This is a genomic window from Stutzerimonas sp. C6.4V (assembly GCF_058536345.1).
In genome coordinates, this window is sequence record NZ_JBZUBM010000001.1 from 226,282 (window position 1) to 247,388 (window position 21,107).

At 62.3% G+C, this 21,107-nt stretch carries 19 protein-coding genes; 11 read left to right on the top strand and 8 right to left on the bottom strand.

Features of this window, described 5'->3' with window-relative positions; all coding sequences use genetic code 11:
• Positions 1 to 26: 26 nt before the first annotated feature.
• From nosZ to tatA, 6 genes are all read left to right on the top strand, one after another.
• The gene (gene nosZ, locus AC4LFW_RS01020) at positions 27 to 1,928 is read left to right on the top strand and encodes a TAT-dependent nitrous-oxide reductase (protein ID WP_491817020.1); all 1,902 of its coding nucleotides are present in this window, start codon (positions 27 to 29) and stop codon (positions 1,926 to 1,928) included.
• Positions 1,929 to 1,993: 65 nt separating this feature from the next.
• A complete protein-coding gene (locus tag AC4LFW_RS01025) occupies positions 1,994 to 3,301 on the top strand; it encodes a nitrous oxide reductase family maturation protein NosD (RefSeq protein ID WP_491817022.1) in 1,308 nt (435 codons plus the stop codon).
• Entirely contained in the window at positions 3,298 to 4,224 is a 927-nt protein-coding gene (locus tag AC4LFW_RS01030; RefSeq protein ID WP_491817024.1) for an ABC transporter ATP-binding protein, read from the top strand. Before AC4LFW_RS01025 ends, AC4LFW_RS01030 begins: the two co-directional genes overlap by 4 nt.
• A complete protein-coding gene (locus tag AC4LFW_RS01035) occupies positions 4,221 to 5,048 on the top strand; it encodes an ABC transporter permease (RefSeq protein ID WP_491817025.1) in 828 nt (275 codons plus the stop codon). The genes AC4LFW_RS01030 and AC4LFW_RS01035 overlap by 4 nt, the downstream gene beginning before the upstream one ends.
• 21 nt (positions 5,049 to 5,069) lie before the next feature.
• Complete coding sequence (locus tag AC4LFW_RS01040) at positions 5,070 to 5,621, top strand: nitrous oxide reductase accessory protein NosL (RefSeq protein ID WP_491820082.1); 552 nt, start codon at positions 5,070 to 5,072, stop codon at positions 5,619 to 5,621.
• A 35-nt stretch (positions 5,622 to 5,656) separates the two neighbouring features.
• Positions 5,657 to 5,836 (top strand): twin-arginine translocase TatA/TatE family subunit, encoded by a 180-nt coding sequence (gene tatA, locus AC4LFW_RS01045; RefSeq protein ID WP_491820083.1) that lies wholly within the window; start codon positions 5,657 to 5,659, stop codon positions 5,834 to 5,836.
• 136 nt (positions 5,837 to 5,972) lie between these two features.
• On the opposite strand, the gene AC4LFW_RS01050 is transcribed toward tatA, so the two are convergent.
• Positions 5,973 to 7,556, bottom strand: a complete 1,584-nt coding sequence (locus tag AC4LFW_RS01050; protein WP_491817027.1) for a peptide chain release factor 3 — start codon at positions 7,554 to 7,556, stop codon at positions 5,973 to 5,975.
• A 505-nt stretch (positions 7,557 to 8,061) separates the two neighbouring features.
• Here AC4LFW_RS01050 and AC4LFW_RS01055 point away from each other — a divergent pair.
• Positions 8,062 to 9,225, top strand: coding sequence for a type III PLP-dependent enzyme (locus AC4LFW_RS01055; protein ID WP_491817029.1), 1,164 nt, complete (start codon positions 8,062 to 8,064; stop codon positions 9,223 to 9,225).
• A 63-nt stretch (positions 9,226 to 9,288) separates the two neighbouring features.
• Here the strand turns inward: AC4LFW_RS01055 and AC4LFW_RS01060 are convergent, their stop codons facing one another.
• Both AC4LFW_RS01060 and AC4LFW_RS01065 read right to left on the bottom strand, forming a co-directional pair.
• Positions 9,289 to 10,104, bottom strand: coding sequence for a tetratricopeptide repeat protein (locus tag AC4LFW_RS01060; RefSeq protein WP_491817031.1), 816 nt, complete (start codon positions 10,102 to 10,104; stop codon positions 9,289 to 9,291).
• Entirely contained in the window at positions 10,105 to 10,785 is a 681-nt protein-coding gene (locus AC4LFW_RS01065) for a Fe2+-dependent dioxygenase (RefSeq protein WP_491817033.1), read from the bottom strand. It lies immediately after the preceding gene.
• 161 nt (positions 10,786 to 10,946) lie between these two features.
• Between AC4LFW_RS01065 and AC4LFW_RS01070 the strand changes: the two genes are divergently transcribed.
• Positions 10,947 to 13,220 (top strand): TonB-dependent receptor, encoded by a 2,274-nt coding sequence (locus AC4LFW_RS01070; protein WP_491817034.1) that lies wholly within the window; start codon positions 10,947 to 10,949, stop codon positions 13,218 to 13,220.
• A 60-nt stretch (positions 13,221 to 13,280) separates the two neighbouring features.
• Here the strand turns inward: AC4LFW_RS01070 and AC4LFW_RS01075 are convergent, their stop codons facing one another.
• The 5 genes from AC4LFW_RS01075 to AC4LFW_RS01095 all read right to left on the bottom strand — a co-directional run bounded on the left by AC4LFW_RS01075 (position 13,281) and on the right by AC4LFW_RS01095 (position 17,949).
• A complete protein-coding gene (locus tag AC4LFW_RS01075; protein WP_491817036.1) occupies positions 13,281 to 14,849 on the bottom strand; it encodes a sulfite reductase subunit alpha in 1,569 nt (522 codons plus the stop codon).
• Positions 14,850 to 15,026: 177 nt separating this feature from the next.
• Positions 15,027 to 15,896 carry a DUF4198 domain-containing protein gene (locus AC4LFW_RS01080; protein WP_491817038.1) on the bottom strand — a complete coding sequence of 290 codons (870 nt, stop codon included), beginning with the start codon at positions 15,894 to 15,896 and terminating at the stop codon, positions 15,027 to 15,029.
• Between the two features lie 32 nt (positions 15,897 to 15,928).
• Positions 15,929 to 16,438 carry a DUF2271 domain-containing protein gene (locus tag AC4LFW_RS01085; protein WP_491817040.1) on the bottom strand — a complete coding sequence of 170 codons (510 nt, stop codon included), beginning with the start codon at positions 16,436 to 16,438 and terminating at the stop codon, positions 15,929 to 15,931.
• Between the two features lie 9 nt (positions 16,439 to 16,447).
• Positions 16,448 to 17,041 carry a PepSY-associated TM helix domain-containing protein gene (locus AC4LFW_RS01090; protein ID WP_491817042.1) on the bottom strand — a complete coding sequence of 198 codons (594 nt, stop codon included), beginning with the start codon at positions 17,039 to 17,041 and terminating at the stop codon, positions 16,448 to 16,450.
• A gap of 212 nt (positions 17,042 to 17,253) precedes the next feature.
• Positions 17,254 to 17,949 (bottom strand): SIMPL domain-containing protein, encoded by a 696-nt coding sequence (locus tag AC4LFW_RS01095; protein ID WP_491817043.1) that lies wholly within the window; start codon positions 17,947 to 17,949, stop codon positions 17,254 to 17,256.
• A 148-nt stretch (positions 17,950 to 18,097) separates the two neighbouring features.
• Here AC4LFW_RS01095 and AC4LFW_RS01100 point away from each other — a divergent pair, with 148 nt between their 5' ends.
• The 3 genes from AC4LFW_RS01100 to AC4LFW_RS01110 all read left to right on the top strand — a co-directional run bounded on the left by AC4LFW_RS01100 (position 18,098) and on the right by AC4LFW_RS01110 (position 21,105).
• Positions 18,098 to 19,351: an ATP-binding protein gene (locus tag AC4LFW_RS01100; protein ID WP_491817045.1), complete on the top strand. Its 1,254-nt coding sequence runs from the start codon at positions 18,098 to 18,100 to the stop codon at positions 19,349 to 19,351.
• A 37-nt stretch (positions 19,352 to 19,388) separates the two neighbouring features.
• Positions 19,389 to 19,949, top strand: a complete 561-nt coding sequence (locus AC4LFW_RS01105) for a response regulator transcription factor (RefSeq protein WP_437422675.1) — start codon at positions 19,389 to 19,391, stop codon at positions 19,947 to 19,949.
• Between the two features lie 214 nt (positions 19,950 to 20,163).
• Positions 20,164 to 21,105 (top strand): AEC family transporter, encoded by a 942-nt coding sequence (locus AC4LFW_RS01110; protein ID WP_491817048.1) that lies wholly within the window; start codon positions 20,164 to 20,166, stop codon positions 21,103 to 21,105.
• Positions 21,106 to 21,107: the final 2 nt, after the last annotated feature.

Genomic DNA, 21,107 nt, shown 5'->3' on the forward strand with positions numbered 1-21,107 from the left:
TGATGTTGTCCACAAGGAGCAATCACATGAGCGACAAAGAAACCAAGAACCCGCAAGCACTGGCGAAGGGCGGCCTGAGTCGCCGCGGCTTCCTCGGTGCCAGCGCCCTGACCGGCGCCGCCGTGGCTGCCACCGCATTCGGCGGAGCGGTCATGACTCGCGAGAGCTGGGCGGCAGCGGTCAAGGATGCGCAGCAGAAGATACATGTCGCGCCGGGGGAGCTGGACGACTACTACGGCTTCTGGAGCGGCGGCCACCAGGGCGAAGTGCGCGTGATCGGCATCCCCTCGATGCGCGAGCTGATGCGCATCCCGGTGTTCAACGTGGATTCGGCCACCGGCTGGGGCCTGACTAACGAAAGCCGTCACATCATGGGCGACAGCGCCAAGTTCCTGAACGGCGACTGCCATCACCCGCACATCTCGATGACCGACGGCAAGTACGACGGCAAGTACCTGTTCATCAACGACAAGGCCAACAGCCGCGTCGCGCGCATCCGCCTCGACATCATGAAGTGCGACAAGATGCTCACCATTCCTAACGTCCAGGCCATCCACGGCTTGCGCTTGCAGAAGGTGCCGCACACCAAGTACGTGTTCGCCAACGCCGAATTCGTCATCCCGCATCCGAACGATGGCACCACATTCGATCTCCAGGCCGAGAACAGCTACACCATGTTCAACGTCATCGACGCCGAGAAGATGGAAATGGCCTTCCAGGTCATCGTCGATGGCAACCTGGATAACACCGACGCCGACTATTCCGGCAAGTACGCCGCCTCCACCTGCTACAACTCGGAGAAGGCCTATGACCTGGGCGGCATGATGCGCAACGAGCGCGACTGGGTGGTGGTCTACAACATCCCGCGCATCGAGGCGGCGATCAAGGCCGGCAAGTTCACCACCATTGGTGACTCGAAAGTGCCGGTAGTCGATGGTCGCGCCGGGTCCGAATTCACCCGCTACATTCCGGTGCCAAAGAACCCGCACGGCTGCAACACCTCATCCGACGGCAAGTACTTCATCTCCGCCGGCAAGCTGTCGCCGACCGTGACCATGATCGAGATCGCCAAGCTCGATGACCTATTCGACGGCAAGCTGAAGGACCCGCGTGACGTAGTCGCCGCCGAGCCTGAGCTGGGCCTTGGCCCGCTGCACACCACCTTCGACGGCCGCGGCAACGCCTACACCACGCTGTTCATCGACAGCCAGGTGGTGAAGTGGAACATGGCCGATGCGGTGCGCGCCTACAAGGGCGAGAAGGTCAACTACATCAGGCAGAAGCTGGATGTGCAGTACCAGCCGGGTCACCTGCATGCCTCCCTGACCGAAACCAGCGAAGCCGATGGCAAGTGGCTGGTGGCGCTGTGCAAGTTCTCCAAGGACCGCTTCCTGCCGACCGGCCCGCTGCATCCGGAAAACGACCAGCTGATCGACATCTCCGGAGAGGAAATGAAGCTGGTGCACGACGGCCCGACCTACGCCGAACCCCACGATTGCATCCTGGCGCGTCGCGACCAGATCAAGCCGAAGAAGATCTGGGACCGCAACGATCCGTTCTTTGCCCCAACCGTAGAGCGCGCGAAAAAGGATGGCATCAATCTGGAGACCGACAACAAGGTCATCCGTGACGGCAACAAGGTACGGGTGTACATGACCTCGATGGCGCCGACCTACGGGCTGACCGAGTTCACGGTCAAGCAGGGCGACGAAGTCACAGTGACCATCACCAACATCGACCAGATCGAGGACGTGTCCCACGGGTTCGTCATGACCAACCACGGCGCGAGCATGGAAATCAGCCCGCAGCAGACCTCATCCATCACCTTTACGGCCGATAAGCCCGGCCTGCATTGGTACTACTGCAGCTGGTTCTGCCACGCGCTGCACATGGAAATGGTCGGCCGCATGTTGGTCGAACCGGCGTGACGCCACCGGGCGGGAGCGATCGCTCCCGCCTTTCACCTGCCTGGAAGCTGAAGAGGAACAACGCAGTGCTCAGATCTCAGGCGATATCAAGGTTTCAACCGCTGGCAGCGCTGCTGCTGGCCCTGTTCTGCGGGGTGGTCATGGCGGCCCCGCAATCCATTTCGACCCTGCCGCTCGAGGCGGAAGAGGGCAACCGCTGGCGCCTGCCTGCCGGCGAATACACCGGCCAGTTCAGCATCGACCAGCCCATGCAGCTGATCTGCGAGCCCGGCGCCGTGTTGCAGGCGCAGGGCGAGGGCAATGGTCTGTTGATCGAGGCGTCGGATGTCACGGTCGAGGGCTGCACAGTGCTCGACTGGGGGCGCGATCTCACCGCGATGAACGCCGCCATCTTTATCCAGCCGAAGGCGCAGCGCGTGGTGATTCGCGACAACCAGCTGCGTGGCGCCGGTTTCGGCGTCTGGGTCGACGGCTCCAAAGAGGTGAGCCTGATCGGCAACAGGATCGAAGGCGACACGAGCATTCGTTCCCAGGACCGCGGCAACGGCATCCATCTCTACGCCGTGAGTGGCGCGCGCATCATCGACAACCAGGTGCGCAACACCCGCGACGGCATCTACATCGATACTTCCAACGGCAATCACATCGAAGGCAACGTGCTGGAGGACCTGCGTTACGGGGTGCACTACATGTTCGCCAACGACAATAGCGTGGTCGGCAACGTCACCCGCCGCACCCGCACCGGTTATGCGCTGATGCAGAGCCGCAAGCTGGAGGTTATCGGCAACCGCTCCGAAGGGGATGAGAACTACGGCATCCTGATGAACTACATCACCTACTCGACCATCCGCGACAACCTGGTCAGCGACGTGCGCAGCGGCTCGACCGGCGACAGCATGATCTCGGGTGCCGAGGGCAAGGCGCTGTTCATCTACAACTCCCTGTTCAACACCATCGAGGGCAACCGTTTCGAGAAAAGCGCGCTGGGCATTCACCTGACCGCTGGCTCGGAAGACAACCGCATCGCGGGCAACGCCTTCATCGACAACAGGCAGCAGGTCAAGTACGTCGCCAACCGCACCCAGGAGTGGTCGATAGATGGTCGTGGCAACTATTGGAGCGACTACCTTGGCTGGGATCGCAATAGCGACGGCCTGGGCGATGTGGCGTATGAGCCAAACGACAACGTTGACCGGCTGCTATGGCTCTATCCACAGGTAAGGCTGTTGATGAACAGTCCGAGCATCGAGGTGTTGCGCTGGGTTCAACGGGCCTTTCCGGTCATCAAGTCGCCCGGCGTGCAGGACAGCCACCCGCTGATGAAGCCGTCAGCCAAACCATCGATAAGCAAAACGCAGGAGCCAACGCCATGAGCGCTGTCGAAATCCAGGGCGTGAACCAGCGTTACGGCAGCATGACCGTACTCCACGATCTAGACCTGAAGCTGGGTGAAGGCGAGGTGCTGGGCCTGTTCGGCCATAACGGCGCCGGCAAGACCACCAGCATGAAGTTGATTCTCGGCCTGCTCGCGCCGAGCGAAGGTCGGGTGCGCGTGCTGGGCCGTCAGCCCGCCGACCCTGAGGTACGCCGTCAGCTCGGTTACCTGCCGGAGAACGTGACCTTCTATCCACAGCTCAGCGGCCGCGAGACGCTGCGGCACTTCGCTCGGCTGAAAGGCGCGGCAGTGCAGCAGGTGGACGAATTGCTGGAGCAGGTGGGCCTGGCCCACGCGGCTGAGCGCCGGGTGAAGACCTACTCCAAGGGCATGCGTCAGCGCCTCGGCCTGGCTCAGGCGCTGCTCGGCGATCCGCGCCTGCTGTTGCTCGACGAGCCTACCGTGGGGCTTGACCCCATCGCCACCGGCGACCTCTATCAGCTGATCGACCGGATGCGCCAACGCGGTACCAGCGTCATCCTCTGCTCGCATGTGCTGCCCGGCGTCGAGGCGCATATCAATCGGGCGGCAATCCTCGCCAAGGGGCGGCTACAGGCGGTGGGCAGCCTGGCGCAACTGCGCGTCGAGGCGGGGCTGCCGACGCGCATCCGCGCCAGTGGCATCGGCGACAGCGCCGGCTGGTTGCAGCGTTGGGACGCTGCGGGCCATAGCGCGCGTTCGCTGGGTGAACGCAGCGTCGAGGTGTCGGCCATCAATGGGCATAAGCTGCCGCTGCTGCGTGAGTTGCTGGGCGAGGGCGAGCCGGATGACATCGAGATTCACCAGCCCTCGCTGGAAGACCTGTATCGCTATTACATGCAGCGCGCCGGTGACGTCCGCGCGGCGGAGGGCACGCCATGAACCAGATCTGGAATATTGCTCGCAAGGAATTCAGTGACGGCCTGCGCAACCGCTGGTTGCTGGCCATCAGCCTGTTGTTCGCCGTGCTGGCGGTGGGCATTGCCTGGCTAGGCGCCGCGGCATCCGGACAGCTTGGCTTTACCTCTATTCCGGCGACCATCGCCAGCCTGGCGAGCCTGGCCACCTTCCTGATGCCGCTGATCGCGTTGCTGCTGGCCTATGACGCCATTGTCGGTGAGGACGAGGGCGGCACCCTGATGCTGCTGCTGACCTACCCGCTGGGACGCGGGCAGATCCTGCTGGGCAAATTCGTCGGCCACGGGCTGATCCTGGCGCTGGCAGTGCTGATCGGCTTCGGCTGCGCGATGCTGGCCATCGCCGTGCTGGTGGAGGATATCGAGCTCGGCCTGCTGCTCTGGGCCTTTGGCCGCTTCATGATCTCCTCGACCTTGCTCGGCTGGGTGTTCCTCGCCCTGGCTTATGTGCTGAGCAGCAAGGTCAGTGAGAAATCCAGCGCGGCCGGCCTTGCGCTTGGGGTCTGGTTTCTTTTCGTACTGGTGTTCGATCTCGTCTTGCTGGCGCTGCTGGTGCTCAGTGAGGGGAAGTTCAGCCCTGAACTGTTGCCCTGGCTGCTGCTGCTCAACCCGGCTGATATCTACCGGCTGGTCAACCTGTCGGGGTTCGAGGGTGCGGGCGCCATGGGTGTGCTCTCGCTGGGCAGCGAGCTGCCGGTGCCGGTGCCGGTGCTCTGGATGTGCCTGCTGCTGTGGGTCGCCGTTTCCCTGTTGCTGGCCTATGGCGTGTTCCGCCGTCGGCTCGCCTGATCTGTTAAAGGAACTGTCATGATGAATGCGCTATACATTCGGGCTTCGCGGGCATTGGTTGCCGTCCTTGTGCTTGGCCTGGCCGGTTGCAACGAAGCGGAGCAGCCCGAGCAGCTATTGGAACCGGTGGCCTTTCACGCCAGCGACGAGTGCCATGTGTGCGGCATGGCGATCACCGATTTTCCCGGGCCCAAGGGCCAGGCGGTAGGAAAGGAAGGAGCGAAAAAATTCTGCTCCACCGCCGAACTGCTTGGCTGGTGGCTGCAGCCAGAGAATCGCATGCTTGATGTCAAACTCTACGTCCATGACATGGGGCGTAGCACTTGGGAGCAACCCGACGACCACTACCTGATCGACGCAACAACTGCCTACTATGTCGCCGGTACGAGCCTCAAGGGCGCGATGGGCGCGGTGCTGGCAACCTTTGCCGACGAGTCCGCGGCCAAGGCGCTGGCGGTCAAGCACGGCGGCCGGGTGTTGCGTTTCGATGAAGTCGATCAGTCAGTGCTCCAGCAAACGTCTGGCATGTCCCACGACATGTCCGGTCATCAACAGGCTCACGCCGGTCACTAGACCGCAACCTACAACTCGATGAGGTAATTGAAATGATGGGTATCAGCATCTGGCAACTTCTGATCGTTCTGCTGATCGTGGTCATGCTGTTCGGCACCAAGCGCCTGCGCGGTCTCGGTGCTGATCTGGGCGGCGCCATCAGCGGCTTTCGCAAATCGATGAATGATGGCGAAAGTGCGGCGCAGGCCGATGGGGTCAAGCAGGAGCTGAAATAGCGCGTCTGTGGGCGACTCTCACAGGCGCGTGACTCGCGATGTCTGCTGTTGGGAGCTTTGGCATGTAGCGGCCTGCGGGTGAACACCGAGGGCAAACCCGGTGGTCACGCGCAGGCTTATTTCTGCGGGAAGATGGCTAGTGATGTTCGCGTGTCGCGCGGAATTTCACGTCCGGCCAGCGCTCTTCCATGAGGCTCAGGTTGACCCGTGTCGGTGCCAGGTAGGTGAGGTGGCCGCCGCCGTCTAGCGCCAGGTTCTCGTAGGCCTTGTCGGAAAATTCCTTGAGCTTCTTCTCGTTGTCGCATTCGATCCAGCGCGCCGACCAGACGTTGATCGCCTCGTACGCGCACTCGACCTTGTATTCCTCCTTCAGCCGGCTGGCGACGACGTCGAACTGCAGCACGCCGACCGCGCCGAGGATGATGTCGTTGTTGCGCTCGGGGAAGAACACCTGGGTGGCGCCTTCCTCGGCCAGTTCCTGCAGGCCCTGACGCAGCTGCTTGGATTTCAGCGGGTCCTTCAGGCGCACACGGCGGAACAGTTCCGGCGCGAAGTGCGGGATGCCGGTGAAGCCCAGGTTCTCGCCCTCGGTAAAGGTGTCGCCGATCTGGATGGTGCCGTGATTGTGCAGGCCGATGATGTCGCCGGCCCAGGCTTCTTCCAGCTGCTCACGTTCGCTGGAGAAGAAGGTCAGGGCGTCGGCGATGCGGATGTCCTTGCCGATGCGCGCATGGCGCAGCTTCATGCCCTTTTCGTACTTGCCCGAGCAGATGCGCATGAAGGCGATGCGGTCGCGGTGCTTGGGGTCCATGTTCGCCTGGATCTTGAATACGAAGCCGGTGAACTTGTCCTCGACCGGCTCGACCACACGCTCGTTGGCGGCGCGCGGCAGCGGGCGCGGTGCCCAGTCGACCACGGCGTCGAGCACATGATCGACACCGAAATTGCCAAGCGCGGTGCCGAAGAACACCGGGGTCAGCTGACCGCTGAGAAACTCGTCCTGATCGAACTCGTGGCAGGCGCCCTGCACCAGCTCCAGCTGTTCGACGAAGCGGTCGTACTCGTCGCCGATGTGCTTGCGCGCCTCGTCCGAGTCGAGCTTCTGGATGATCTTGACGTCGGTGCGCTCGTGCCCGTGGCCCGGCGTGTAGACGATGATGTAGTCGTCCTTGAGGTGGTACACGCCCTTGAAATCGCGGTAGCAGCCGATCGGCCAGGTGATCGGCGCGGCCTTGATCTTCAGCACCGCCTCGATCTCGTCCAGCAGTTCGATGGGGTCGCGGATGTCGCGGTCGAGCTTGTTGATGAAGCTGACGATGGGCGTGTCGCGCAGGCGGCAAACGTCCATCAGCGCGATGGTGCGCGGCTCGACGCCCTTGCCGCCGTCGAGGACCATCAGTGCCGAGTCCACCGCGGTCAGGGTGCGGTAGGTGTCTTCCGAGAAGTCTTCGTGGCCGGGGGTGTCGAGCAGGTTGATCATGTGCTCGCGGTAGGGGAACTGCATCACCGAAGTGGTGATGGAGATGCCGCGCTGCTTTTCCATTTCCATCCAGTCGGAGGTCGCGTGACGGTCGGATTTACGCGACTTCACGGTACCGGCCACCGCAATGGCCTTGCCCATCAGCAGCAGCTTTTCGGTGATGGTGGTCTTGCCCGCGTCGGGGTGGGAAATGATGGCGAAGGTGCGGCGCTTCGCGACTTCGGCGGCCTGGGTGGTCATGGCGGTCCCGGTATAGAAAGCGTGTCGGAAAAAGCCGGCGATTATAGCGCAATGCTGCAGTTCCGATGACGGTCACCTGGCGGTCTCTGCTTGCCGAAACACTGGTGGCTCTCCGCGGCGCGCAGATGCAATGCGATGAAAGGTCCCGTGTCGCCTCGGTCGAGGAACATCCCTGCGTCATATCGGTCGGTTTGAATACGACAGGTTTGCCAAGACAATCCAAAAAAGGAAGCGAGCACGGATTTTTCGTTGATCTCGAACAGCTGTGGTTCTAAAGTTCGCGGCCGAACGTCCATGCTGGAAACGATCCATCCGGCTCAAGTACTGACGACGAGAGGTTGCCGGTTTTCGAACCCGACGAGCATGGCTCGTAGGTTCACCGGGACCGGTGATGCTCGGCGACATGCCTTGGGAAGTAGGCGAACCAAAATGGGGAAACTGTCAGACGTTCGCGGCCTTGCGCCACCCCCGCTCATTCTTCCGTTCCCGCCAACTGGAGCCCTGCATGTCGATCAAGATCGAAGACTACTATCCGCGCGAAACCTTCCAGAAGATGAAGGCGTTCGCCGATGAACGCGAAACCCCGTTCGTCGTCATCGACACCAAGATCATTAGCGATTCGTACGACCAGCTGGTCAGCAACTTTCCGTTCGCCAAGATCTACTATGCCGTCAAGGCCAACCCGGCCACCGAAATCACCGAGCTGTTGCGCGACAAGGGATCGAACTTCGACATCGCTTCCATCTACGAGCTGGACAAGGTGATGGCCAGCGGCGTCGGCCCGGAGCGCATCAGCTACGGCAACACCATCAAGAAAGCCAAGGACATCCGCTACTTCTACGAGAAGGGCGTGCGCATGTATGCCACCGACTCGGAAGCCGACCTGCGCAATATCGCCAAGGCCGCGCCGGGCTCCAAGGTCTACGTGCGCATCCTCACCGAGGGTTCCAACACCGCCGACTGGCCGCTGTCGCGCAAGTTCGGCTGCCAGACCGACATGGCGCTGGATCTGCTGATCCTCGCCAAGCAGCTGGGCCTGGATCCCTATGGCGTGTCCTTCCACGTCGGCTCTCAGCAGCGCGACATCGACGTCTGGGACGCCGCTATCGCCAAGGTCAAGGTGATCTTCGAGCGCCTGAAGGAAGAGGACGGCATCGTCCTGAAGATGATCAACATGGGCGGTGGCTTCCCGGCCAACTACATCGCCAAGACCAACGACCTGACCACCTACGCCGACGAAATCATCCGCTTCCTGAAAGATGACTTCGGCGACGAGCTGCCGGAAATCATTCTCGAGCCGGGCCGTTCGCTGATTGCCAATGCCGGCGTGCTGGTGTCCGAGGTGGTGCTGGTGTCGCGCAAGTCGCGCACCGCGGTCGAGCGCTGGGTGTTCACCGACGTGGGCAAGTTCAGCGGGCTGATCGAAACCATGGACGAGTCCATCAAGTTTCCGATCTGGACCGAGAAGAAGGGCGAGATGGAAGAAGTGGTCATCGCCGGCCCGACCTGTGACAGCGCCGACATCATGTACGAGCACTACAAGTATGGCCTGCCGCTGAACCTCTCCAGCGGGGACCGCCTGTACTGGTTCTCCACCGGTGCCTACACCACCAGCTACAGCGCGGTGGAATTCAACGGCTTTCCGCCGCTGAAGGCTTATTACATCTAAGCCGTGCTGCCATGCTGAACGCCGCGACATTCGCGGCGTTTTGGTTTCTATCGTTCGCCTATCTCAGGCGTTTGGCTCGAGCAGGTCCGGACGTGTCGCGGCGATCTCGCGAGCAAGCAGTCGGTCGGCCTGGTCGCCGATAGCGGCGCAGCGCGCGACGTAGGCCATGGCGATGTCGGCAATCGGCTCGATCCGTGCCGCCAGCAGCTCGTCCCGCGCCTTGCGCATGAATTTCAGGTGTCCGGTCGCCAATGCCTGGATCAGCCAGTGACGCGCCTCATCCCACCGCTGCTGAATGATCAGCACCGCGGCGTAACTGAACTGGCCGCGGAAATCGCCAGCTTCGGCAGAGCGCCGATACCAGTTCAAGGCTGCGGCGGGATCGGCCGGCACCACCAGACCTTCTTCCAGATAACGGCCCAGCAGATTCATCGACTTTGCATGGCCCAGCTCTGCCGCCTGGCGATACAGCGTCAAGGCTTGCGCCTGATCCTGCGCGACGCCGCGGCCCGTGGCGAACAGGTTGGCAAGGTTGTACATGGCCCAGTCGAGACCCTGTCCAGCTGCCTTGCGGTATTCGCAGGCGGCGGCCGATGGATCCGGATCACAACCCCAGCCGTGCTCCAGGCAACGGCCGAGCATGTTGTGCGCCATCGCGTTGCCCTGGGTGCAGGCGATGCGGAACCAGCGCACAGCCAGCACCGGATCGCGCTGAATGCCGCGGCCTTCCAGCAGTATCTGGCCGAGCATCACCTGGGCGTCGGCCAGCCCGGTTTCGGCGGCGGCGAGAATGGTTCGTGCGGCCTCTCGCGGTTCGCCTGCCAGCACGTCGGACAACTGGTCCGGTAAGACTTCGTTACGGCGGGGGAGGTAATTCATCTAGACGTCCGCCCAGCGGCGCAGGAGGTTGTGATAAGTGCCGGTCAGCTGGATGAGCGAGGGGTGGTCCGGTACATCGCGGGTCAGCTGTTGAATGGCCTGGTCCATCTCGTAGAGCAGGGTCCGCTGTCCATCATCGCGGATCAGGCTCTGGGTCCAGAAAAACGAGGCGATGCGTGCGCCGCGTGTGACCGGCTCGACCTTGTGCAGGCTCGTCGCCGGATAAAGCACCAGGTCGCCAGCCGCAAACTTGACCCGCTGTGTGCCGTAGGTGTCCTGAATGACCAATTCGCCACCGTCATAGCTGTCCGGGTCGCTGAAGAAGAGGGTCGAGGAAACATCGGTACGGACGCGTTCCGGGCTGTTCCTTACCTGCCGAATGGCGTTGTCGATGTGATAACCGAAGGACCCCCCTTCGGCGTAGCAGTTGAACAGCGGCGGAAACACCTTATGGGGGAGCGCAGCGGACATGAACTGCGGGTTCTGCCAGAGACGCTGCAGCATGGCCTCGGATATCTCTCGAGCGAGTGGCGAATCTTCCGGCAATTGCAGGTTGTGCTTGGCTTTTGCCGACTGGTAACCGGCAGTCATCTTGCCGTCGGCCCAGGGCGCTTGTTCCAGCGCGCTGCGTATACGTTCGACTTCGTCGGGGCGGAAGATAGCGGGGATGTGCAGGAGCATGTCGGGTGCCGAAGGTTCTGGTTGAAGCGGAATGGTAATGAGTCTCAGCGCTCATTTGCGAGGAGAGGGCCACTTTTCGACAAAATCTCTCTCTCGGAATTGATATCGATTATTGTTTGTTCTAGATTTCGCGTCCTCCGATTACCTCACCGAGAATAATGATGCCTACCCTGTCTTCGGATCGCCCTGCTTTGTCGCCTCGCCTGCTCGCTACTGCGGTGGGCGTTGCCATTACCGGTATGACTGCGGCCCAACTGGCGCAAGCTGACCAGTCCGAACCGCTCAGCCTTGGCACCACCACTGTCACGGGTGATGCCGTGGAGGGCGACTACAAGGTCGAGCAGGCGCAGTCATCCAAGTACACCGCGCCGCTGCGTGACACGCCTCGCTCGGTCACCGTCGTACCGCAGCAGGTCCTCAAGGACACCAACTCGCTGAACCTGCAGGACGCCCTGCGCACGGTGCCGGGCATAACCATGGGTGCTGGCGAAGGCGGAAATCCCACCGGTGACCGTCCGTTCATCCGCGGCTTCGACTCGCAGAGCAGCATGTACCTCGACGGTGTGCGTGACACCGGCGCTCAGAGCCGCGAAGTCTTCGCTATCGAGGCGATCGAAGTGGTCAAGGGTTCCGACTCTGCCATGGGAGGCCGCAACTCGGCCGGTGGCAGCATCAACCTGGTGAGCAAGAAGGCGCACCTTGGCAACTCGCTGGATGGCGGCTTCACCTGGGGTTCCGATCAGACCCAGCGCTACACCCTCGATGGCAACTACCAGTTCAACGAAACCTCGGCTGGCCGTCTGAACCTGATGAGTCACGAGAGCAACGTCGCGGGCCGCGATGCGGTGAATAACGACCGTTGGGGCATGGCGGCCTCGCTTGCTTTCGGCCTGGGCACGCCGACACGCGTTTTCCTTGATCACTACCACATGGAAAACGACGACCTTCCGGACTCGGGCATTCCGTACACGCTGTCTGCCGACCGCAGCTCGGCCAACCCGGACGAGCCTACAGACGGCGGCGATAGCAGCAACTATTACGGCCTGAAGGATCGCGACTTCTCCAGGGGCCGCGCCGACACCTCGACGATTGCCCTCGAGCACGACCTGAACGAGAACCTGACAGTCAGGAACACCCTTCGTCACGGCAGCTCAATGCAGGACTACATCTGGAGCCAGCCGGACGACAGCAAGGGCAACGTCGCCAACGACCTGGTCTTCCGCCGTGCGAACCAGCGGGTCAGTAACACCACCAGCACCATCAACCAGACCGAGCTGTTCGGCGAGACCGTGGTCGCTGGCTTCAAGAACAACTTTTCCTTTGGCGTCGAGTTTGGCCGCGAGAATGTCGATCGCTCCGGCTACAGCCTGGCAGGTACCAGTGCCGGTACCTGTACCCCTGCGTTGATTGCATCGGGTGACTGCACCTCGCTATCGAACCCGAACTACAACCAGGCTTACACGCCTGCCATCACACGTAACTACTACGGCACTGAAACCGAGGCCGATACGCGCGCACTCTGGGCATTCGACACCCTGGAACTCACCCAGCAGTGGCTGCTGAACATGGGCGTTCGCTACGACTATTTCGACACCAGCGCCAAGACCACGGCGGCTACCGGCATCACTCGGATCGAGGACACCAGCGAGTTCGTCACCGGCCAACTGGGCCTGGTTTACAAGCCGGTCGAGAACGGCAGCATCTATGTCTCCTACGCGACGTCGGCCACGCCGCCCGGCTCGACGCTGGGGGAGGGCTCGGAGCCCAACGCGCTGAACAATGGCAACGGCACTGCCGGTAGCATCCGAAGCGACATGGAGCCGGAAGAAACCACCAACTACGAAATCGGTACCAAGTGGGATCTGCTGGATAATCGCCTGTCCCTAGGCGCTGCAGTGTTTCGCACCGAAAAGGACAATGCTCGGGTACTAGCCTCTAACTTCACCTACGAAAACGTTGGCAAGACGCGTGTGGACGGCTACGAGCTGACTGCCACTGGCCGCCTGACGCGCAAATGGAACGTTTTCGCCGGGTACAGCTACCTGGACAGCGAACTCGTTGAGGGCGGAGCGGTGGGGAATCGTGCCGGTGTGGTGACGAGCCAGGCGAATCCTGACAATGGAAACCAGCTGGCAAACACGCCAAACCACAGTTTCAGCCTCTGGACCACCTACGATGTGACCGACAAATTTGCGGTCGGTGGTGGCGCGTTCTATGTCGACGAGGTGTACGGCAACACCGCCAACACCCTGCTGGTCGATTCGTACTGGCGCTACGACGCGATGGCCAGCTACAAGGTGAACAAGAACCTGGATTTCCAGGTGAACGTGCAAAACCTGACGGACGAGACCTACTACGACAAGGCGTACGGCGCTCACTACGCCAGCCAGGCCGCAGGGCGCACGGCATTGCTGAGCACCAACTTCCACTTCTGATTGAGGCCCGAACCGGAGCGGCTCTCTGAGCTGCTCCGGACGCAAAAGGCCCCGCCGCCCCTAATACAGGTCCCGCCGGTAGCGGCCTTGGTCTGACAGTGCCTGCAGCTGCGTTTTCCCAAGCAGGTCCGCTAGAGCCTCATGCACCTGGCGGCCCATGCCTTCGAGGCTTCCGCACAGATAAATCGCGGCGCCTTCCTCGACCCACTGGCGCAATTCGTCAGCCGCATCCCGCAATAGATGTTGAACATAGACTTTCTCCGCCTGGTCACGGGAAAAGGCCAGATCGAGTCGCTGCAGATGGCCCGATTGCAGCCAGGCGTCAAGTTCGTCTCGCAGCAGCTGGTCGTGGGCAGCGCTGCGTTCCCCGTACAACAGCCAGTTGCGCGAACCCGGTGTGCCGGCGCGCTCGCGCAGATGAGCACGCAATCCGGCCAGGCCGGTGCCGTTGCCGATGAGGATCATTGGCTGCGTGGGATTCGGGCCCTGGAATCCGGGATTGCTACGGATTCGCAAGTCGATTGGATCACCAATGGTGGCATGCCGGCAGAGCCAGCCCGAACCCAGACCGAGACGACCGTTCAGCTGTCGGGTTTCACGTACCAGTAGCTGCACGTGGCCTTCATCAGCAATCGATGCGATGGAATATTCCCGGTGGGGAAGGCGGGGCAGCGCCAACAGTCCATCAAGGTCAACACCGTGCAGTTCCGCAGGATCTTCCGGCAGGCGTCTGGAGGCGAGGGCCGCCGCCAAGGATTGTCCACCCTCGACGGGTTGGGCGGGATCTATACCGAGCTGTCTGAGCAGCCGTTCCACCTCCGGCAGGGCATGGCGTGGTCCGATCTCGGCAATATCGCCGGCTTGCCAGTGGGGGGCGTTGACGGTTGGGGAAAGCCTGAGCTGAAACACCGGTGCGCCCTGGCTGCCTGGGTTGAGCAGCGTGCGGCTTTGCAATGTCCAGGGTTGATAGTGCGCCGGCTGCCAGTCGCTGAAGTCGCTGCGGCCGCTGATGTGGGCCAGCTGGTGTTGCCAGTGGCGCAGCGTGCCGGGGTCGGCGCGATCAGCTTCCAGCCGATCGAACAGGGTGCGCGCGCCCAGCTCGCGCAGGCGAGCGTCGATCCGTCGTCCAAAGCTGCAGTAATGGCTGTACTGCCGATCACCCAGCGCCAGCAAGGCATATTCCAGGGCTGACAGGTCGATTCCATCGTGCAGCAGGCGTTGCTCGAAGCGAGCCGCATTGTCCGGCGCTTCGCCCTCGCCGTAGGTGCTCAGGATGAACAGCGCACGCTGTGGCCTGGCCAGGGTCCTGTGGTCGAGGCTGCTGAGTGCACGGATGTCCACGCTCATGCCGGCGTCGCGCAACTGCTCAGCACTGCGTTCGGCCAGATCGCGCGCCTGCCCGCCCTGGCTGGCATAGGCGATAAGCAGGGCTTCGGCAGACTGCGGGGCCGAGCAAGGCTGGGCGTGTTTGCGCTGGCTGCGCCAGAGGTGCAGACACACGCCAAGGTATGCGATCAGCACCAGGCCCGCCGATACGAACCGGGGCGGCTGCCACCAGAACAGCCAGGCAGCGAGCAGCAGGCACACCAGCAGCGGGGCATAACGCAGGAGCGCGAATGGGCGAGCCAAGGTAGCCGTCTCCAGGAATGTGGCTATCGTGTGGAGCTTGTCTGGTTTGCGTAAGGCTGTTGCGGCTGCGCAGCGGATGTCGGTTTGGGCCGATACCGTCGCGCCAGGATGCGTGGCCTATCCAAACGGCGGGTGGCGCCGCTGCGACGAGTCCGCCGCTGCGGCGCGCTCGCCATGCTACTGCGGCAGCACCTCGAGAGTGGCGCTATAGCTGGCACGGCGTTCGGTGGCAGGTTTGCTCACGCCCTTGTCGGTCCTCAGCTCGGCTTCCAGCCAGTACATACCCGGGGTCGGCCAGGTAATGCTGACCTTGCCCTGGGCGTCGGTCCTGGCTTTTATTTCGCCGAGATCGTCACGGTAGCGGTTGCCACCCGGGATCACGCTGACGTCCACGTCGGCGGCCGGCTTGCCATCGAGCAGAAAAACGAACTCGGCTGCTTCGCCGGCGAACAGATCGTTGGGATGGGTGACCGGCGAAAGCTCCAGACCCTTGCCGGTGGGCTGCAGAACCTCCTCGGTCGGGTTGCCGGAGGTGACGAACACTTCCATGCGGCTGCTGTTCTGGTTGACCTTCAGCTCTTCGGCTTGGGCCGGTACTTCCTTGGCGAAGCTGTCGGCAGCGCCCATCCAGCGGCGCGTCTCGCCATTCTCCTTCCAGCTGGCGAATAGGCCGTCATTGGCCACGGCCAGCTTGTAGGTACCTTTCTGGGTGAGGTGCAGGTCGAAGGTGGTGCGGTAGCGTCCGAGGTTGCCGTTCTCGACCTCGAGCTGCGAGCCGTCCGGCGCGATCACGTGCAGCTCGGGAACTGGGCGGCGCATGCCCTGGGGGCCGCCAGCCGGTGCGTTGTCGACACCGATGCCCTTGAGACGCATCGGGAAATGCTCGAAGTAGAACAGGTCGTTGGAGACTGCTGCGTCGACAGTCACCCAGGGATCCTCGCCGGACAACACGGTTGCCGACGGGAGCATCCAGGCCCGGTGGGCCTGGGCAGACAATGGCAGGCAGACGGCCAGCGCCAGTGCGGTCCATTTGATCATCGGTTTCATTAACGCGGCTTCCTTGGTTCAGAGAGGTGGGTTCAGGGATTGAGGGTGAGGGAAATGGCGCCCAACTCGCTTTCGCCCTGGGCCTGATGAATCTTCTGTTCGGTGGCTGGCCAGCTGAACGGGACGCGCAACAGTTCACGGCCGCCGACCTCGCGCGCCGCTTCGATCACAAGGCGATAGTCGCCAGGCGGCAGCTCCTTGAGCGGGACCTGGCTGTCGTCGAAGCTCAGCGTGTGGCTACCCACGGCGCGTGTGGCTGCGCTGACGCCGTCCACGGGCAGCTGGAGGCTGCGCCCGCTGCGGCGCCACCACTGGCGAAGGTCTTTCAGCCACTTCTCGCCTTCCTTGTCCTCCATCTTCACGTCGTACCAGACCGCCAGGTCTGCCACGTGGCTCTGGTCGGTCTTCTCCAGCCATATCGCGACATAGGGACGATGGTATTCGGCGACCTGAAGACGCGGAATCTCAACCGACACTTGCAGGTCGGCGGCCATCAGCGGAGTGCTGAGCAGGAAGAGGGGAAGAAGCAGTGATTTTCGCATCGCAGATCCTTAGTGAATGAACAGCAGCGCCAGCAGTACAGGAATGACCAGTCCCAGCCCGACCAGCGGCCAGGTTGTCGGGCGACCGGCTGCGTAACGTTGCAGCAACAACAGGCCGGTGAGGCTGAACACCACGCAGGCGGCCGCGAAGATATCGATGAACCAGCTCCAGGCGCTGCCGGTGTTACGGCCCTTGTGCAGGTCGTTGAGGTAGGAGATCCAGCCGCGATCGGTGGATTCGTAAAGCAGTTCGCCGCTATCCAGTGCAAGACTCAGCCAGGCATCCCCGCCAGGACGGGGCAGGGCGATGTAGAGTTCATCGTCGGACCATTCCGGGTTCCGGCCAGTGAGATCGACGTCCAGTTGCGCCTCGATCCATTGCCCAAGAGCGTCCGGCAAACCGGCTTCGGGTCTGTTTGCCAGCAGCTCGCGTTGCAGCGTCTCCGGAAGCTTGGCCTGGCGTTCGGTCACCGCTGGCCGTGCCTCGATCTGTGCGGCATGGTTGAGGGTGATCCCGGTAATGGCGAACAGCAGCATGCCGACCAGGCACAGCGCGGAGCTGATCCAGTGCCATTGGCGAAGCGTGCCAAGCCAGAGTCGCATGCTAATCCTTGGTCGTGGGCGAGTGACGGCAGGATTCTAAAGGGCGTCCGCGCGCAAATGCTATGAATTTACAGAAGACATACATTCGCGTTAGCTGTCGACCGGACAGCCGCAAGCAAGTTGTCGGCCCAGGCTGGAAGGCCGTCGATCATCCATCAAGGTGGCGCCAGCCCAGGCGGAGGCATCCTGGCCCATGCCGTCTGTAGAGCCACTCAGGGCATCTGCACCTCGATGACACCTTCGGCATTGATGCTGATCTGGCGGGTCCCGGCTTCGACGTCCGGGGTCGGCATGGCATCCATGCTTTTCATTGCCACGCTGCGCATCATTTCCGGCTGGTAGCTGCCGTTGCTGTTCAGGTTGAGGCTGACGATCCGGTAATCGCTGCCGCCCAACGCTTCGGTCGCCAGTTGCGCGCGGGCGCGGAATGCCGCGACGGCATCCTTGAGCAAGGCGTCCTCGTTTTGCTGACGAATCGGATCGGACACGCTGAAATGCATGCCGGCCATCTTCAGTTCCTGCATCAGCTCGCCGGTGAGTTTGGACAGTGCGGCGAAATCCCCGCTCTCGAGGCGAAGCTCGGCACGTTCGCGCCAGGCGGTGATCTGCTGGCCCTTTTCGTCATGGACCGGGTAGCTGCTGCGGCTGCCCTGGCTGACCGTCACGCCCTCGACCTGGCGCGCCTGGCGCAGCGCCTTGTTGATGGCTCGGGTGGTCTGTGCGGCCAGCTGGCCGGGCTCCTGGTCCTGAAACTCGGTATACAGCGTGACGTGCATGCGATCGTGGGCCACTTCACTGTTGGCCTCGGCGCGCAGGGATATCTGGTTGTAATGTTGCTCGTCGGCGACGGCAGGAAAACAGGCGATGCAGGCGATCAGCGCGATGCTGCGTGAGACTGGGACAAACATGAACGCTCCTAGGTGAGTTGCACCGGTGTGCGGCGTTGCTGACTGTAGCCGTTTGAGTGCTGATGCGCAGTTTTTCATGCGTCGCGTTGCCGCATACAGGCTGCCTTTCGGAGTGCTTGGTTATACTCGCGGCTCGTTTGGAGAACCCATGTACGCATCCGTTCAGCTGCTGTCTGCAAGTCGTCAGAATCTTCGTCTGCTTACGCTGATTCGCATCCTCGTGCTCGCGGCCCAGGCGGGTGCGGTGGGACTCGCCTACGCGACGCAGCTGGTGGCCTTGCCCTGGATGCACCTGGGTTTCACGCTCGTGGTGTCGGCGCTCATCTGCCTGGGCACGGCGTTGCGGCTGCGTGGCCCCTGGCCGGTGACCGAACTGGAATATGCCGTTCATCTCGGCGCCGACCTGCTGATCCACAGCGCGCTGCTGTACTACTCGGGCGGTTCGACCAACCCGTTCGTGTCCTACTACCTGGTTCCGCTGACCATCGCCGCCGCCACGCTGCCGTGGCTCTACTCCATCGTGCTGTCAGGCCTGGCTCTGGCGGGCTACACGCTGATGCTGGTGTGGTATGACCCGGTGATCGTATCGCCGGAAGATCGCACCACCATGCTCGTCTATGGCATGTGGCTGAGCTTCGCCCTGGCCGCTGCGCTGATTACCTTCTTTGTCGCACGAATGGCCGAGCAGCTGCGGCGCCAGGAGCAATACCAGGCCCAGCGCCGTGAAGAGAGCATGCGCGACCAACAGCTGTTGGCGGTGGCGACCCAGGCTGCGGGTGCGGCGCATGAATTGGGCACGCCCTTGGCGACCATGAGCGTGCTGCTCAAGGAGTTGCGCCAGGAATACCAGGAACCCCAGCTGAGTGAAGACCTGGCGTTGCTGCAGTCGCAAGTCCAGTTGTGCAAGGAGAGTCTGCGCCAGCTGGTGCGGGCGGCCGAGGCGGACCGGCGCCAGGCGATTCAGGAGCAGACCGTGCGGGAGTGGGTCGAGTCGGTTCTGCAGCGCTGGCACCTGATGCGTCCCGAGGCGACCTATCGATTCCAATGTCTGGGCAAGGGCAGCCCACCGCGGATGATGCCGCCGGCCGACCTGGGCCAGTCATTGCTGAATCTGCTGAACAATGCCACCGACGCCAGCCCTGACAACCTCGACATCCGCCTTGATTGGGACGCCCAATGGATCACCCTGACCATTCGTGACCACGGCGCTGGCGTGCCGCTGGCCATCGCCGAGCAGATCGGCCGGCCCTTCATCACCACCAAGGGCAAGGGTTTCGGCCTGGGTTTGTTCCTGAGCCAGGCCAGCGTTACCCGTGCCGGCGGTACGGTGAAACTCTACAATCACGAAGATGGCGGTACCCTGACCGAATTGCGCCTGCCCCATGGCTCGGTCCGGGCCTGAACAGACTGACGTGACAATCTATGCGAGGAATGCAGACATGACCGAAGAGTTGCAGCACGAAGGCGAAGATCAGCCCCATCTGCTGCTGGTGGATGACGACCCGACGTTTACCCGCGTGATGGCGCGGGCCATGAGTCGTCGTGGTTTGCATGTCAGCATCGCCGGATCGGCCGAAGAAGGCCTGGAAATGGCAAAGCAGGACCTGCCGGATTACGCCGTGCTGGACCTCAAGATGGAAGGCGATTCCGGCCTGGTGTTGCTGCCCAAGCTGCTGGAGCTGGATCCGGAAATGAAAGTGCTGATTCTCACCGGCTACTCGAGCATCGCCACGGCGGTCGAGGCCATCAAGCGTGGCGCCTGCAACTACCTGTGCAAGCCGGCCGATGCGGATGATGTGCTGGCTGCGTTACTGTCCAAGCATGCTGACCTGGATTCGTTGGTGCCGGAAAACCCGATGTCGGTGGACCGGCTGCAATGGGAGCACATCCAGCGCGTGCTCGCCGAACACGACGGCAACATTTCCGCCACCGCCCGTGCGCTGGGAATGCATCGGCGCACCCTTCAGCGCAAATTACAGAAGCGGCCGGTCAGGAGGTAGGTGGGAAGCCGGAAGCCTGAAGCTAGAAGCCTGAAGCTAGAAGCCTGAAGCTAGAAGCTAGAAGCTAGAAGCTAGAAGCTAGAAGCTAGAGCCCGGGGTATGCAGTTGGCTTCGGGCCAGAGCCGTAGAGCGTATCCGCAGCTTGACACCATTACCGCGGGCTAGAAGACTGCTTCCAGCTTCCAGCTTCCAGCTCCAACACCGGTCATTCGTCATGCTCCCCCTGGTACTTCAGACCCTGAGCGTCACCGCTCCGGTTTTCGTCATGCTGTTTGTCGGTGTCGCGTTGATGCGGCTGGGCTGGATCGACAACGCCTTCATCCACACCGCATCGACGCTGGTGTTCAACGCGACGATGCCGACGCTGCTGTTCCTGTCAGTCATAAAGGCGGATCTGAACGCAGCGCTCCAGCCGGCCCTGCTTGTCTACTACGTTGCCGCAACCCTGGGTGGCTTCCTGCTGGCCTGGGGCTGGGCGATCTGGCGTTGCCCGGTGAGGGATCGCGGTGTCTATGTGCAGGGCGCCTTTCGCGGCAATAACGGGGTGGTCGGGCTGGCACTGGCTACCAGCCTCTATGGCGACTACGGGCTCTCGCTCGGCGGGGTGCTGGCCGGTCTGGTGATCCTTCTATACAACAGCCTGTCCGCCGTGGTCCTGGCCATCTACAGCCCGGATGGTCACGCCGATGCGGGCGCGATCATCCGCAGCATTCTGCGTAACCCGCTGATCATTGCCGTGACCACGGCGATCCCCTTCGCCTATTGGCAGATCCCGCTGCCGGACTGGCTGATGACATCAGGCGGCTATTTCGCTCAGCTGACTCTGCCGCTGGCGCTGATCTGCATCGGCGGTACGCTGTCGATCTCGGTCTTGCGCGAAAGCAGCAGCATTGCAATGAGCTCGAGCCTGATGAAAATGGTCTGGTTCCCGGCCCTGGCGACGCTGGGTGCTTGGCTGTGCGGGTTTCGGGGTGCCGAGCTGGGTATCCTGTTCCTGTACTTTGGTTGCCCGACGGCAGCCTCAAGCTTCGTCATGGCGCGCGCCGTCAATTCCAATCATCAGCTGGCCGCGACCATCATCGTGATCACCACCCTGGGCGCGGCGGTGACGATCAACATCGGCCTGTTCCTGCTGCGCTGGGCCGGCTGGATCTGACC

Excerpts from the sequence above, each read along its gene's own strand:
- nosZ (WP_491817020.1), top strand. The coding sequence starts at position 27 with ATGAGCGACAAAGAAACCAAGAACCCGCAAGCACTGGCGAAGGGCGGC.
- AC4LFW_RS01030 (WP_491817024.1), top strand. The coding sequence starts at position 3,298 with ATGAGCGCTGTCGAAATCCAGGGCGTGAACCAGCGTTACGGCAGCATG.
- AC4LFW_RS01035 (WP_491817025.1), top strand. The coding sequence starts at position 4,221 with ATGAACCAGATCTGGAATATTGCTCGCAAGGAATTCAGTGACGGCCTG.
- AC4LFW_RS01040 (WP_491820082.1), top strand. The coding sequence starts at position 5,070 with ATGAATGCGCTATACATTCGGGCTTCGCGGGCATTGGTTGCCGTCCTT.
- tatA (WP_491820083.1), top strand. The coding sequence starts at position 5,657 with ATGGGTATCAGCATCTGGCAACTTCTGATCGTTCTGCTGATCGTGGTC.
- AC4LFW_RS01050 (WP_491817027.1), bottom strand. The coding sequence starts at position 7,556 with ATGACCACCCAGGCCGCCGAAGTCGCGAAGCGCCGCACCTTCGCCATC.
- AC4LFW_RS01055 (WP_491817029.1), top strand. The coding sequence starts at position 8,062 with ATGTCGATCAAGATCGAAGACTACTATCCGCGCGAAACCTTCCAGAAG.
- AC4LFW_RS01060 (WP_491817031.1), bottom strand. The coding sequence starts at position 10,104 with ATGAATTACCTCCCCCGCCGTAACGAAGTCTTACCGGACCAGTTGTCC.
- AC4LFW_RS01065 (WP_491817033.1), bottom strand. The coding sequence starts at position 10,785 with ATGCTCCTGCACATCCCCGCTATCTTCCGCCCCGACGAAGTCGAACGT.
- AC4LFW_RS01070 (WP_491817034.1), top strand. The coding sequence starts at position 10,947 with ATGCCTACCCTGTCTTCGGATCGCCCTGCTTTGTCGCCTCGCCTGCTC.
- AC4LFW_RS01080 (WP_491817038.1), bottom strand. The coding sequence starts at position 15,896 with ATGAAACCGATGATCAAATGGACCGCACTGGCGCTGGCCGTCTGCCTG.
- AC4LFW_RS01085 (WP_491817040.1), bottom strand. The coding sequence starts at position 16,438 with ATGCGAAAATCACTGCTTCTTCCCCTCTTCCTGCTCAGCACTCCGCTG.
- AC4LFW_RS01090 (WP_491817042.1), bottom strand. The coding sequence starts at position 17,041 with ATGCGACTCTGGCTTGGCACGCTTCGCCAATGGCACTGGATCAGCTCC.
- AC4LFW_RS01095 (WP_491817043.1), bottom strand. The coding sequence starts at position 17,949 with ATGTTTGTCCCAGTCTCACGCAGCATCGCGCTGATCGCCTGCATCGCC.
- AC4LFW_RS01100 (WP_491817045.1), top strand. The coding sequence starts at position 18,098 with ATGTACGCATCCGTTCAGCTGCTGTCTGCAAGTCGTCAGAATCTTCGT.
- AC4LFW_RS01105 (WP_437422675.1), top strand. The coding sequence starts at position 19,389 with ATGACCGAAGAGTTGCAGCACGAAGGCGAAGATCAGCCCCATCTGCTG.
- AC4LFW_RS01110 (WP_491817048.1), top strand. The coding sequence starts at position 20,164 with ATGCTCCCCCTGGTACTTCAGACCCTGAGCGTCACCGCTCCGGTTTTC.